The following is a 14,276-nucleotide window of genomic DNA, read 5'->3' as shown; positions in this document are numbered from 1 at the left end:
ATGAACCCGTCCTTCCTCATTACCGCCCTGTTGTGGCTGTCGGTGGCGGGGCTCGCGTTCGCGGTCGCGAAGCGCTCGTCCTACTGGCGTCTCGGCCGGGCCACCGCGCCCGGCTCGTTCGGCGTCGCGAACCTGTTCGCGATCCCGAAGCGCTACTTCGTCGACCTGCACCACGTGGTCGCCCGTGATCCGTACATCGCGAAGACGCACGTCGCGACGGCCGGCGGCGCGATCGGCGCGCTCGCGCTGGTATTCATCAACTACGGCCTCGCGATCTACTCGCCGTGGCTCGACAAGCTGATCTTCCTCGCGGCGCTCGCGATGCTGGTCGGCGCGGTGTTCGTGTGGCGCCGGCGTGCGGCCAAGGACGTGCCGGCCCGCCTGTCGCGCGGCCCGTGGAATACGCTGCCCTGGCTGCTCGGCTCGTTCGCGCTCGGCCTCGTGCTGTTCATGCTGGTGCCGACCGGCGCGATGTCGGGTGCGTTCGCGGTGCTCTGCGCGGTGCTGATCGGTGTCGGTGCATTCACGATGACGGTCGGCGCCGCGAAGGGCGGCCCGATGAAGCACGCGATCGCAGGCCTGCTGCACCTGGCCTTCCACCCGCGCCAGGAGCGCTTCGCGGCCACCCGCGACTCGTTCACGGGCAACGGCACGGCCACGCCGCCGACCGCGCTGAAGCTGCCGGACATCGAGCATCAGGAGTACGGCGTCGCGAAGCCGGTCGAATTCCGCTGGAACCAGCTGCTGAGCTTCGACGCGTGCGTGCAGTGCGGCAAGTGCGAAGCCGCGTGCCCCGCGTTCGCGTCGGGCCAGCCGCTGAACCCGAAGAAGCTGATCCAGGATCTGGTCGTCGGGATGGCGGGCGGCACCGATGCGGCGTACGCAGGCAGCCCGTCGCCGGGCATTCCGGTCGGCCAGCATCGTGGCGAGCCGAACGGCCCGATCGTGTCGGGCCTGATCGAAGAGCAGACGCTGTGGTCGTGCACCACCTGCCGCGCATGCGTGCAGGAATGCCCGATGCTGATCGAGCACGTCGACGCGATCGTCGACATGCGCCGCAACCGCACGCTCGTGCACGGCACGGTGCCGGGCAAGGGCCAGGAAGTGCTCGCGAACCTGCGCGAGACGGGCACGATGGGCGGCTACGACACGGCCGCACGCTACGACTGGTCGGTCGACCTGAGCGCGCCGGTCGCGCAACCCGGCAAACCGGTCGACGTGCTGTTCGTCGCGGGTGAAGGCGCGTTCGACATGCGCTACCAGCGCACGCTGCGCGCATTCGTCAAGGTGCTGAACAAGGCGGGTGTCGACTACGCGGTGCTCGGCTCGACCGAGACCGATACGGGCGACGTGGCCCGCCGACTCGGCGACGAAGCGACGTTCCAGCAGATGGCGAAGCGCCTGATCGGCACGCTCGACACGCTGTCCTACAAGCAGATCGTGACGGCCGACCCGCACGTGATGCACAGCCTGCGCAACGAATACCGTGCGCTCGGGCTGCGCGTGACGGTCAAGCACCACACGACTTTCCTCGCGGAGCTGGCCGACAGCGGCAAGATCGCGCCGAAGGCCGTCGAGGCGCTGCAGGACAAGCGCACCACGTATCACGATCCGTGCTACCTCGGCCGCTACAACGGCGAGACGGACGCGCCGCGCAAGCTGCTGAAGACGATCGGCATCCAGGTCGTCGAGATGGAGCGCAACGGCATGCGCGGCCGGTGCTGCGGCGGTGGCGGCGGTGCACCGCTGACCGACATCCCCGGCAAGCAGCGCATTCCCGACATCCGCATCGCCGACGCCCGCACGATCGGCGCGGACGTGGTCGCGGTTGCCTGCCCGAACTGCACGGCGATGCTCGAAGGCGTCGTGGGCCCGCGCCCCGACGTGCTCGACGTGGCCGAACTCGTTGCCGCCTCGCTGGAGTGAATCGATGAATACGATCAAACGAATCGATCCGCGCCGGCCGTTCATCATCACGGCCGCCGGCCTGAAGCGCATCACGCTCGGCGAGGAAGGCAGCGCCGATGCGAACGCCGTGCACGGGTTCGCGCATGGTCATGGCGCGGCGGCCGCGAAGCCGCGCCGCGCGGTGCAGGATCCGAAGCACGTGATGCTGGTGGTCGCGCACGGTGAACGCGGCGCGCTCGACGATCATTCGCGGCAGGCGATCGCCGCCGCCGCATTGCTCGCCGATGCGCAGACCGAAGTCGCGCTGCTCGCGTTCGGCGAACTGAAGGACGACGTGGCCGAACTGGGCGTCGACAAGCTGCTGGAACTCTCCGGCTTCGATCGCCGCGCGTTCGACCCTGAAAGCGAATTGCAAGCGCTGCAGGCCTGCGTGGCGGCGCTTGCGCCGAAACACGTGTTCGTGCCGGACAACGCGACGGGCGACGGCGATCTCGGCCGGCGCTACGCGGCGGCCGCCGGCGCGAGCGTCGCGACGCATGTCGTCGAGATCGACGCGAAGCATGTCGGCGCGTATGCGCACGCGGGGCGCGCGTTTGCCACCCGTGCGCTGCCCGACGTGATCCTGCTCGCGCAGAACGCAGTCGACGCAAAGCTGCCGTTCGTCGGTGCGGGCGAACGCGTGGCCGCCGACTTCATCCGCCCGGCACACGACGCCGCGCAGCCGTACCGCGATCTCGGCCTCGACGAAATCGACGCGGCCCAGGTCGCGCTCGAGGAAGCCGATTTCATCGTATCGGCCGGCAACGGCGTGTCCGACATCGGTGCGTTCGAGCGGCTGGCCGGTGCGTTCGGCGCGGCGATCGGCGCAAGCCGCGTCGCGGTCGACAACGGTCACTTCACGCGCGACAAGCAGGTCGGTGCGACCGGCAAGACGGTCGAGGCGAGCGTTTACATCGCCTTCGGCATCTCGGGCGCGGTGCAGCACCTGCAGGGGATCAAGGACTGCCGCCACGTGATCGCGGTGAACCTCGACGGCAGCGCGCCGATCGCGAAGCGCGCGAACCTGACGGTGGTCGGCGACGCGCAGGGCACGATCGCCGCACTGATCGAACAGGTGCAGGCCGCGCGCGCCGCGCGTGGCGAATCGCCGGCTGCGGTCGGCACCCGTGAACCGGAAGGAGTCGCCGCATGAACGCACCCCGTCCCTTGCAACGCATCGCGGTGCTCGTGTCCGTCGGCCGCCATCCGGTCAGCGGCGTCGCGCGCTACAGCCGCAACGACGCGGCCGCGCTCGAAACCGGCCGCCAGCTCGCGGAGCGGCATCGCGCGAAGCTCGACGTGATCCATGCGGGCGACCCCGCGAATGCGGCGCTTGCCGAATATCTCGCGCTCGGCGCCCGGGAGGTCGAGGTGCTGGCCTGCCGCGACGGCGACGACGCCGTGCATGCGCTCGCCGCGCGCGTCGAGGGCTACGACCTCGTGCTGACCGGCACGCGCGCCGAGGGCGCGTACGACACCGGCATGCTGCCGTATCGCATCGCCGCGGCGCTCGGCTATCCGCTGGTCGGCTCGGCCGTCGACGTGACGGTCGAAGGCGGTCGCGTGGCCGTCCGGCAATTTTTGCCGAAGGGGCTGCGGCGGCGCGTCGACGCGGCGCTGCCGGCCGTGATTGCCGTCCATCCGCTCGCCAATGCCGAGCCGCGCTATGCGTATGCGCGGCTGCGCGCCGGCGCGATCCGGCCGGCGCTCGCGGCGCCCGGCGCGGACGCCGACGCGGCCGCGTGGAAGGTCGGCCCGATCGAGCGTAAACCCGTAAAGCTGGTTGCCGCCGAGAAGCGCTCCGGGCATGCCCGGATGCTGTCCGCGACGACGACCGAAAGCCGTGGCGGCAACGTCGTAAATGAAGGGAGTTCGGTCGAAAAAGCACAAGTGATCCTCGCGTATTTGCGCGAGCATCAGCTCATCGACTACTGATTTTGATGCCTGTCGGCAAGAACCCAGGGATGCAAGGAATCCGGAGCAAACGATGAAAGTATCGGCAGACATTCGTGCATTGATCGAGCGGCGCAAGGAAGGCCACAGCCTCGAAGCGCCGTTCTACACGAGCGAGGACATCTTCGCGCTCGACATGGAGGCGATTTTCCGCCAGCACTGGATCCAGGTGGCGGTCGAGCCGGACATTCCGGAGCCGGGCGACTACGTGACCGTGGAACTGGGGAGCGATTCGATCCTGATCGTGCGCGACGACGACATGGCGATCCGCGCGTTCCACAACGTGTGCCGTCACCGCGGCGCGCGCCTGTGCAATGAAGACAAAGGCTCGGTCGGCAACATCGTGTGCCCGTACCACAGCTGGACCTACAACCTGACGGGCCAGCTGATGTTCGCCGAGCACATGGGCGAGAAGTTCGACCGCTGCAAGCACAGCCTGAAGTCGGTGCACGTCGAGAACCTCGCGGGCCTGATCTTCGTCTGCCTCGCCGACGAGCCGCCCGCCGACTTCGCGCAGCTGCGCGCCGAGATGGAGCCGTACCTGCTGCCGCACGATCTGCCGAACACGAAGATCGCCGCGCAGGTCGACATCATCGAGGAAGGCAACTGGAAGCTCACGATGGAGAACAACCGCGAGTGCTATCACTGCGTCGCGAACCATCCGGAGCTCACCATCTCGCTGTACGAATACGGCTTCGGCTACCAGCGCTCCGACGCCAACGCCGAAGGCATGGACGCGTTCGCGGAAACCTGCGTGCGGCGCGGCAAGGAGTGGGCCGAGATGGGCCTGCCGTCCGAGGAGATCGAGAAGCTGCTCGACGTGACGGGCTTCCGCACGCAGCGCCTGCCGCTCGATCGCCACGGCGAATCGCAGACGCTCGATGCGAAGGTCGCGTCGAAGAAGCTGCTCGGCGGCTTCGACAAGGCCGACCTCGGCGGGCTGTCGTTCTGGACGCAGCCGAACTCGTGGCACCACTTCATGAGCGATCACATCGTGACGTTCTCGGTGATCCCGCTGTCGGCCGGCAAGACGCTCGTGCGCACGAAGTGGCTCGTGCACAAGGACGCGAAGGAAGGCATCGACTACGACGTGAAGAACCTCACGGCCGTGTGGAACGCGACCAACGACCAGGATCGCGCGCTCGTCGAATTCTCGCAGCGCGGCGCGACCAGCAGCGCGTACGAGCCGGGCCCGTATTCGCCGTTCACGGAAGGTCTCGTCGAAAAATTCTCGGCCTGGTACATCGGCCGGCTCGCCGAAAAAACCGGCGAATAAGCACCCAGCAGCGAACAAGCGGAGCAACTGATGAAACGACCCCCACGCTCACTGCGTTCCCTGCCCCCCAAGGGGGCGGTCAGCCTCCTTGGGGCGGCCCTGCGGAGGCTGACATGATGCGAGATGCGGCCAACTTCGAGCCGACGGACAGCCGGGTGACGCGCCCGGCGTTCTGGAACGCCCTTCCCGAGCGCTGGACGAGCGACGTCGAGGAAACGCTGGTGTGCTGCCACGTGCGGCAGGAAACGCACGACGTGAAGAGTTTCTTCTTCCGTTCGCCGCAGGGCCGCTCGTTCTCGTTCGAGCCCGGGCAGTTCCTCACGCTCGAGCTCGACATCGACGGCGAAACGATCAACCGCTGCTACACGATCTCGTCGTCGCCCGCGCGGCCGCACACGGTGTCGATCACGGTGAAGCGCGTGCCGGGCGGCAAGGTGTCGAACTGGCTGCACGACAACCTGCAGCCGGGCGCCGCGGTGCGCGTGCTCGGCCCGGCCGGCGAATTCACATGCGCACGGCATCCGGCGCGCAAGTACCTGTTCCTGTCGGCCGGCTCGGGCGTCACGCCGCTGATGTCGATGAGCCGCGCGCACCATGATCTCGCCGAGGATCGCGACATCCTGTTCGTGCACAGCGCGCGTACGCCGGACGACATCATCTTCGCGCGCGAGCTCGACCTGATCGCGTCGAACCACACGAATTTCCGCACGTCGTTCGTCGTCGAGCGCGTCGGCGCCCGCACCAACTGGCCGGGCGTCACGGGCTTCCTGACGCTGCCGCTGCTGAAGCTGATCGCACCGGACTTCATGGAGCGCGAAATCTTCACGTGCGGCCCCGCGCCGTACATGAAGGCCGTGCGCGACCTGCTCGACGAAGCCGGCTTCGATCGCAAGCAGTATCACGAGGAAAGCTTCTCGTTCGAAACGCTTGCCGAAACCGCGAGCGACGAACTGCTCGCCGATCTCGCGCCGCTGGCCGACGGCGCCGACACCGACACCGAAACGAAGCAGTACACGGTCAGCTTCGCCAAGAGCAATCGCGAGATTTCGTGCGGCTCGGAGCAGCACGTGCTGGATGCGGCGCGCCAGTCGGGCGTGCGGCTGCCGGCGTCGTGCACGCAGGGCATGTGCGGCACCTGCAAGGTGAAGCTCGTGTCGGGGCAGGTTGAAATGAAGCACAACGGCGGTATCCGCCAGCGCGAGATCGACCAGGGGATGGTGCTGCTGTGCTGCAGCAAGCCGCTGTCGGATCTCGTGATCGACAAGTAGTCGCAACACGCCATCGGCTGTCCGGGCGCGTCGCGTCCGGACAAGCATCCGTCGGAAAACAACGATACCGCGGATTTCTGGTTGAAGAACCTAGAGAGGCAACGCGCACGGTGCGCATATCAAGGAGATCGACCATGCAGCTGTTCGGAAAATTGTTGTGGACCGGCGCACTGTCGGCCATGGTGGCGCTGAGCGCGTCCGCACTTGCCGATACGAAGCCCACGCTGAAGATCGGCTACGTCGAAGGCTGGGACGACAGCGTGGCGACGTCGAACGTCGCGGCGCGCGTGATCGAGAAGAAGCTCGGCTACGAAGTGAAGCTCGTGCCGGTCGCGGCCGGGATCATGTGGCAGGGCGTCGCGCGCGGCGATCTCGATGCGACGCTGTCCGCGTGGCTGCCGGTCACGCACGGCTCGTACTGGGATGAATACAAGGCCAAGGTTGTCGACCTCGGCGCGAATTTCCCGGATGCAAAGATCGGCCTGATCGTGCCCGCCTACGTGAAGGCGAAGAGCATCGACGACCTGAACGCGGAGAAGGGCAGCTTCGGCGGCCGGATCGTCGGCATCGATGCCGGTGCCGGCGTGATGCGCAAGACCGACGACGCGATCAAGAGCTACGGGCTGAACTACACGCTGATGCCGAGCTCGGGCAGCGCGATGACGGCCGAGCTGTCGCGTTCGGTCAATGCGAGCAAGCCGGTCATCGTGACGGGCTGGGCGCCGCACTGGATGTTCGCGAAGTGGAAGCTACGCTTCCTCGATGATCCGAAGAAGGTGTTCGGCGGCGCGGAGCACGTCGACAGCGTCGTGAATCCGGGGCTCGAAACGAAGGCGAAGCCGGTGGTCGCGTTCCTGAAGAAATTCCAGTGGAAGCCGGGTGAAATCGACAGCGTGATGCTCGCGATCCAGAACGGCTCGAAGCCGGAAGCGGCCGCCGACGCGTGGATTGCGGCCCATGCCGACCGCGTGAACACGTGGACGGAAGGCGCACAGTAAGGCCGCGGCGATTCGCCGCAATAACAAGATGAAGAGACAGTCCGGGAAAGGTCGAGAGGAATGCGAAATAATCGCACTGCGACGCGACCTTATCCCGGAATTATTTTTTTGATTCTGCAGAAAAGAGCGTAAGTTGTTACACTAGCGCCCTTGTGCGGAGTCATCTGCTTTGCATCGGACCAGAGTAAGCGCTGAAGCGCTAACACTGCTCGAGAGGAGGAATTGGATGAGTCAAGCAGGACTGCGTGCGAACCGCACCAGTGATGTTGAGGCAACCATCTCACATGATTCGCCGGGCCACACGCTGCATCGTGGCCTGACTTGGAAAGACGCTTTTTGGGTAACGAGCGGCGTGCCGGCAGGCGTGCTGTTCACGATCGGCGGCGTATGCGCGACGATCGGCCAGCCCGCGTGGGCGATCTGGATCGCCGCGATCACGATGGGGCTGGTTCAAAGCGCGACTTATGCGGAAATATCGGGGCTATTTCCCCATAAATCGGGCGGCGCGTCCGTGTATGGCGCGATCGGCTGGGTCCGTTACAGCAAGCTGATTGCCCCGGTTTCCGTGTGGTGCAACTGGCTCGCGTGGTCGCCGATGCTCGCGCTCGGCTGCGGCCTCGCGGCGAGCTATGCGCTCACGAGTCTCTTTCCCGCCGACGCGGCGGTGCTGCACTGGCAGCTCAAGGTTGCGGATCTCGGGTTCATCAAGCCGGGTCTGTCCCTGCGGATCAATGCGACGTTCATCATCGCGACGATTCTGCTTCTCATCACGTTCAAGCTTCAGCACAGCGGTGCATCGAAGGCTGCGCGCACGCAGCGCATTCTCGGCATCGCATCGCTCACGCCGCTGTTGATCGTCGGCATCGTGCCGTTCGTCACGGGCGACGTGCCGATGTCGAACCTGCTCCCGCTGCTGCCGCTCGGTCACGACGCGCACGGCAATCTCACGGCCGCGACGTTCGGCTCGTGGAACGGGCAAGGCGTCACGATGGCGCTCGGTGCGATGTTCATGGCCGGCTGGGCGTCGTACGGCTTCGAGACGGCCGTCTGCTACACGCGTGAATTCCGTGACCCGCGTCGCGATACCGCCAAGGCGATCTTCTGGTCGGGCGCACTGTGCCTCGTCGTGATGACGCTCGTGCCGATGGCGTTCCAGGGCGCGCTCGGTACGCAGGCGATGCTCGATCCGTCGATCGGTGACGGCACCGGCGTCGCGGCTGCGATGGCGAAGATCGTGGGCGGCGGCGCATGGGTCGCGAATGCGGTCGTCGTGATGCTGATGCTGTCGATCCTGCTGATCGTGATGACGTCGATGATGGGCTCGTCGCGCACGCTGTACCAGGCATCGGTCGACGGCTGGCTGCCGAAGTACCTGTCGCACGTGAACGAGCACGGCTCGCCCACGCGCGCGATGTGGACCGATCTCGGCTTCAACCTCGTGTTGCTGATGATGTCGGACTACATGACGGTGCTGTCGATCTCGAACGTCTGCTACATGCTGTTCGTATTCCTGAATCTTCAGTCGGGCTGGATCCACCGGATGGATCGCGGCAACTGGGATCGGCCGTTCCGCTGCCCGACGTGGCTGCTCGTCGGCGGTGCGATCTGCGGGTATGCGAACCTGGTGTATGTCGGCGCGGGTGCGAACCTGCAGGGCGAGGGCACGCTGCGCAACGGGCTGATCGCGATGCTGCTGATCGTGCCGGTGTTCCTGTTCCGCCACTACTGGCAGGATCGCGGCCGGTTCCCCGCGCAGATGCAGCGCGACATGGAACTCGAAGTGCCGAAGCGCGCGATGTGGCTGAATCTGATGCCTTACGTTGCGCTGGTTGGCGCGGGGCTCACGATCTGGTTGTCGTATTACTTTGCCTGGGTGAAGTGACGCGATAGCGCATGCGCTGCGGCGCGCGGCAGCTCCGGAAACCGCACACGGAGCGTCGCGTGGCGCATCGCGCGCAACGCGACGACAAAAAAGGCTCGGCCGGTACCTACCGGTCGAGCCTTTCTCGTTTCTGCCGCGTGTCGAACGCGACGCCTTTTCGCTTACGAAAACACCACCGTCCGATCCCCGTTCAGGAACACGCGCCGCTCGATGAACGCCTTCACCGCGCGTGCGAGCGTGAGCGATTCGACATCGCGCCCGACCGCGAGCAGCTGCTCCGGCCGCAGTGCATGATCGACGCGCTCGACGACCTGCTCGATGATCGGGCCTTCGTCGAGATCGTCGGTGACGAAGTGCGCGGTCGCGCCGATCAGCTTCACGCCGCGCGCATGCGCCTGGTGATACGGCTTCGCGCCCTTGAAGCCGGGCAGGAACGAATGATGGATGTTGATCGCGCGGTTCGCGAGCTTCGCGCTCGTCTCCTGCGACAGCACCTGCATGTAGCGCGCGAGGATCACGAGTTCGGCGCCGCTCGTCTCGAAGAAGTCGAGCCACTGCGCTTCCTGCTGCGCCTTCGTCTCGGCCGTGATCGGGAAGTGGCGGAACGGCAGCCCGTGCTGCGCGGCGAGCGGTTCGAAATCCGGATGGTTCGACACGATGCCGACGATGTCCATCTTCAGCTCGCCCATCCGCCAGCGGAACAGCAGGTCCGCGAGGCAGTGCTCGAGCTTCGACACCATGATCAGCACCTTGGGCCGCGCGTTCACGTCGTGGATCGCCCATTGCATGTCGCCCTGCTGGCCGCCGAGCCCGGCTGCGATTGGTGCGAATTCGTGGCGCAGCGCATCGATCTGCAGCGTTTCATCCGTCGGATGAAAGACGCAGCGCACGAAGAAGCGGTTGCTGAGATCGTCGTCGAACACGTTCAGCGCATCGACATAGCAGCGATGGCGATCGAGAAAGCCGACGACGGCGGCGACCTGGCCGGCCGCGCTCGGGCACGACAGTGTCAGGACGAATTGATCGGGGCGGTGCTCGGCGGTCATGAGACTCCTCGGATGGCATGGGCGCACGGCCGTGCGGCGGCGCACGAAGGCGCCGCGCCGCGCGGGTAGCGGGAGGTTCAAGTAAATCAGGACGATTTCGAGGCGGATAGAACCAACGCGCCGTGTGGCTGGTATCGGCGCGCCAGCACGCGGGGGCGCGGTGCGCCCGTCACGCGCTCGCGCACGCGTCGAGCAGCCAGCGCCGGAACACGTGGGTCGCGTCCGGCTCGGGCCGCTGCGGCGGCCGCACCAGGAAGTAGCCGCGCGACGTGACGACCGGCGCGTCGACGGGCTTCACGAGCTGCCCCGACGCGACGAGTTCGTCCACGAGCGGCGACCAGCCGAGCGCGACGCCTTCGCCGAGCAGTGCCGCATGGATCACGAGCGCGTAGCTGTTGAAGGTCACGCCGCGCGCGGCGGCGGCCGTATCGAGGCCGTGCGCGTCGAACCAGCCGGACCACGACAGCCAGCGCTCGGGGCGCGTCGGCTGCACGTGCAGCAGCGGCAGGGCCAGCAAGTGCTCGGCCCGCGCGACGTGCGGGTGCGCGTCGCGGAACGCGGGCGAGCAGACGGGTGTGACCGATTCCGGAAAGAGTCGCGCGGCGGTGCACGACGGCCAGTGGCCGTCGCCGAACAGGATCGCGATGTCGCCATGGTCGCGCTGCGCGTCGTAATCCTGTGACGTGACGACGCGCACGTCGACATCCGGCATCACGCGCTTCAGCCCGGCCAGGCGCGGCATCAGCCAGTAGGTCGCGAAGCCGAAGTCGGTGACGATCGTGAGCGCACCGTGCTCGCGGCGCGCACGCAGGGTCGCGGTCGCGCCGCGCAGCGTGTCGAGGCTCAGCCGCACGGCTTCGTACAGGCACTCGCCGTCGGCCGTCAGCGTGACGCCGCGCGGGCTGCGCTCGAACAGCGGCACGCCCAGTTCGGCCTCGAGCTGGAACACCTGCTGGCTCACGGCCGGCTGGGTGGAGCCGAGCTCGCGCGCGGCGGCCGTGAAGCTCGCGAGCCGGGCGGCCGATTCGAACGCGCGCAGCGCCTGCATCGACGGTAACGGTTCGGATTTCGACATAAGTCTCTCTAATGGCCCCATAAGGGCTGGACACCTACCCGCGCGAATTCGGGTGGGGGATAGTGCTTCGGACGGTGCGGTACCTGCGTTTCGCGGCCTGCTCAAAGCCTGCTTCAAAGCCCGCTTCACGGGCACCGCGCCACGCATTCCGCGATTCTAGCCAGCGCGGCCCGCCCGTGCGGCACTTTCGCCGAGCCGCCTCCGCCATGCCGGACGTCCCGCTGCGCGAGCGGCGCGCCGCTCCATTCGAACACCGTTTTCCCCACGACAGCCGATGACGAACCCGACACCCAACATCCTGATCCTGATGGCCGACCAGCTCACGCCGTTCGCGCTGCCGGCCTACGGCAATCGCGTCGCGCGCACGCCGACGCTGGACCGTCTCGCCGCGCAAGGCGTGGTGTTCGACGCCGCGTACTGCGCGAGCCCGCTGTGCGCGCCGTCGCGTTTCTCGCTGCTGACAGGCAAGCTGCCGTCGGGGATCGGCGCCTACGATAACGCCGCCGAATTGCCGGCGCAAACGCTGACCTTCGCGCACTACCTGCGCGCGGGCGGCTACCGGACGATGCTGTCCGGCAAGATGCATTTCTGCGGGCCCGACCAGCTGCACGGCTTCGAGGAGCGCCTCACGACCGACATCTATCCGGCCGATTTCGGCTGGGTGCCCGACTGGGACAGCCCGACCGAGCGGCCGAGCTGGTATCACAACATGAGTTCGGTGCTGGAGGCCGGCCCGTGCGTGCGCACGAACCAGCTCGATTTCGACGACGAGGTCACGTTCGCTGCGAAGCAGAAGCTGTACGACGTCGCGCGCGAGCGCGCGGCCGGGCACGATGCGCGGCCGTTCTGCATGGTCGTGTCGCTGACCCATCCGCACGACCCGTATGCGATCACGCGCGACTACTGGGATCTGTACAGCGACGAAGAAATCGACATGCCGGCCGTGCGGCTCGACGCGGCGGAAAGCGAACCGCATTCGCAGCGGCTGCGCTTCGTCTGCGAGAACGACCGTACGCCGCCCACCGATGCGCAGATCCGCGCCGCGCGCCGCGCTTACTACGGCGCGACGTCCTATGTCGACACGCAGTTCGGCAGCGTGCTGGCCGCGCTCGAACAGTGCGGATTCGCCGACGATACGATCGTGATCGTCACGTCCGACCATGGCGACATGCTCGGCGAACGCGGGCTCTGGTACAAGATGACGTTCTTCGAAGGCGGCTGCCGCGTGCCGTTGATCGTGCATGCGCCGGGCCGCTTCGACGCCGCGCGCGTGCGCGGGCCCGTGTCGCACGTCGACCTGCTGCCGACGCTCGTCGACCTCGCCGGCGCGGCACCGGCCGGCGGCTGGCCCGACCCGGTCGACGGCGCGAGCCTGGTGCCGCACCTGCACGGCACGCCGACGCACGACGTCGCGCTCGGCGAATACCTGGCGGAAGGCGCGGTCGCGCCGGTCGTGATGATCCGCAGCGGCGACTGGAAGTACGTGCATTGCCCGCTCGATCCCGACCAGCTGTACAACCTGTCGGACGACCCGCGCGAGCTGACGAACCTGGCCGGCACGCCGGAAGCGGCCGACGTGCTTGCCGCGTTCCGCGCGCAGGCCGCGCAGCGCTGGAACCTGCCCGAGCTGGACCGGCAGGTGCGCGCGAGCCAGCGCCGCCGGCGCTTCCATTACGCGGCCACGACGCAGGGCCGCATTCAGGCGTGGGACTGGCAGCCGTTCACCGACGCGAGCCAGCGCTACATGCGCAATCACATCGAGCTCGACACGCTCGAGGCAATGGCGCGGTTTCCGCGAGTCGGGCGCTGAGCGCACCGCATCGCGATCATTGAAGAACGACGGAGGAAGCGAACCATGAAACGGCAACGCAATGCAGCAATCCGAAGGATCGGCGCGGCGCTCGCCGCCGCCGCGTGCCTGATGACGACGCCGGTCGCGCACGCGGCCGACCCGCAGTCGTGCGGCGACGTGAAGATGGCGGCGCCCGGCTGGACCGACATCGACGCGACGAACGCGATGGCGGGCGTCGTGCTGAAGGCGCTCGGCTACCGGCAGGACGTGGCGAACCTGTCGGTGCCGATCACGTACCAGGGGCTCAAGAAAGGGCAGGTCGACGTGTTCCTCGGCAACTGGATGCCCGCGCAGGCGCCGCTCGTGAAGCCCTTCGTCGACGAGAAATCGATCGACGTGCTGCACGCGAACCTGAGCGGCGCGAAGTTCACGCTCGCGGTGCCCGATTACGTGGCGGCCGCCGGCGTGCATACGTTCGCCGATCTCGCGCGCTACGCGGACCGCTTCGGCGGCAAGATCTACGGGATCGAGCCCGGCGCGCCCGCGAACCAGAACATCAAGCGGATGCTGTCCGACCATGCGCTCGGCGCGGCGAACTGGTCGCTCGTTGAATCGAGCGAGACGGGCATGCTCACGCAGGTCGAGCGCGCGGTGCGCGACAAGCGCTGGATCGTGTTTCTCGCATGGGAGCCGCATCTGATGAACACGAAGTTCCATCTGACGTATCTGTCGGGCGGCGATGCGTACTTCGGTCCGAACTACGGCGGCGCGACGGTCAACACGGTCACGCGTGCCGGGTTCGCCGGCCAGTGCGCGAACCTCGCGCGGCTGTTCCGGCAGATGACGTTCTCGGTCGACGTCGAGAACCAGATGATCGCCGACATGCTCGACCACAAGACGTCGCCCGTGCTCGCGGCGCAGCATGCGCTGAAGGCCGACCCGGCGCTGGTCGCCGGCTGGCTCGACGGCGTGACGACGGCGGCCGGCGCACCGGGCCTGCCGGCCGTGCGCGCGGCCCTCGACGGTCGCTGATTCCCTC

The 14,276-nt window shown here is 67.2% G+C and carries 11 protein-coding genes; 9 read left to right on the top strand and 2 right to left on the bottom strand.

The window, feature by feature from the left end; all coding sequences use genetic code 11:
- The 7 genes from LGM89_RS04105 to LGM89_RS04075 all read left to right on the top strand — a co-directional run bounded on the left by LGM89_RS04105 (position 1) and on the right by LGM89_RS04075 (position 9,324).
- Entirely contained in the window at positions 1-1,926 is a 1,926-nt protein-coding gene (locus LGM89_RS04105; RefSeq protein ID WP_226272355.1) for a (Fe-S)-binding protein, read from the top strand.
- Between the two features lie 4 nt (positions 1,927-1,930).
- On the top strand, positions 1,931-3,100 hold the full coding sequence (locus LGM89_RS04100; protein WP_226272354.1) for an electron transfer flavoprotein subunit alpha/FixB family protein: 1,170 nt from the start codon (positions 1,931-1,933) through the stop codon (positions 3,098-3,100).
- Positions 3,097-3,882: an electron transfer flavoprotein subunit beta/FixA family protein gene (locus LGM89_RS04095; RefSeq protein ID WP_089496349.1), complete on the top strand. Its 786-nt coding sequence runs from the start codon at positions 3,097-3,099 to the stop codon at positions 3,880-3,882. Before LGM89_RS04100 ends, LGM89_RS04095 begins: the two co-directional genes overlap by 4 nt.
- 52 nt (positions 3,883-3,934) lie before the next feature.
- Positions 3,935-5,176 (top strand): aromatic ring-hydroxylating oxygenase subunit alpha, encoded by a 1,242-nt coding sequence (locus LGM89_RS04090; RefSeq protein ID WP_089496350.1) that lies wholly within the window; start codon positions 3,935-3,937, stop codon positions 5,174-5,176.
- 113 nt (positions 5,177-5,289) lie between these two features.
- Positions 5,290-6,444: a hybrid-cluster NAD(P)-dependent oxidoreductase gene (locus tag LGM89_RS04085; protein WP_174973785.1), complete on the top strand. Its 1,155-nt coding sequence runs from the start codon at positions 5,290-5,292 to the stop codon at positions 6,442-6,444.
- Between the two features lie 134 nt (positions 6,445-6,578).
- A complete protein-coding gene (locus LGM89_RS04080) occupies positions 6,579-7,442 on the top strand; it encodes a glycine betaine ABC transporter substrate-binding protein (RefSeq protein WP_226272353.1) in 864 nt (287 codons plus the stop codon).
- A 226-nt stretch (positions 7,443-7,668) separates the two neighbouring features.
- Positions 7,669-9,324, top strand: coding sequence for an APC family permease (locus LGM89_RS04075; protein ID WP_089475440.1), 1,656 nt, complete (start codon positions 7,669-7,671; stop codon positions 9,322-9,324).
- A gap of 161 nt (positions 9,325-9,485) precedes the next feature.
- Here LGM89_RS04075 and purU read toward each other — a convergent pair whose 3' ends face one another.
- Both purU and LGM89_RS04065 read right to left on the bottom strand, forming a co-directional pair.
- Entirely contained in the window at positions 9,486-10,370 is an 885-nt protein-coding gene (gene purU / locus LGM89_RS04070; protein WP_089496355.1) for a formyltetrahydrofolate deformylase, read from the bottom strand.
- Between the two features lie 169 nt (positions 10,371-10,539).
- Entirely contained in the window at positions 10,540-11,445 is a 906-nt protein-coding gene (locus LGM89_RS04065) for a choline sulfate utilization transcriptional regulator (protein ID WP_089496356.1), read from the bottom strand.
- 274 nt (positions 11,446-11,719) lie between these two features.
- On the opposite strand from LGM89_RS04065, the gene betC reads away from it, so the two are divergent.
- Together betC and choX are read left to right on the top strand one after the other, a co-directional pair.
- Positions 11,720-13,255 (top strand): choline-sulfatase, encoded by a 1,536-nt coding sequence (betC, locus tag LGM89_RS04060; protein ID WP_226272352.1) that lies wholly within the window; start codon positions 11,720-11,722, stop codon positions 13,253-13,255.
- Positions 13,256-13,300: 45 nt separating this feature from the next.
- On the top strand, positions 13,301-14,269 hold the full coding sequence (choX, locus tag LGM89_RS04055) for a choline ABC transporter substrate-binding protein (RefSeq protein WP_226272351.1): 969 nt from the start codon (positions 13,301-13,303) through the stop codon (positions 14,267-14,269).
- Positions 14,270-14,276: the final 7 nt, after the last annotated feature.

Origin of the sequence: Burkholderia sp. AU31624 (assembly GCF_020420065.1) — a bacterium.
Classification (GTDB): Bacteria; Pseudomonadota; Gammaproteobacteria; order Burkholderiales; family Burkholderiaceae; genus Burkholderia.
Note: the sequence above shows the minus strand (reverse complement) of the source record. Positions and strands in the feature narration are given on the sequence as shown.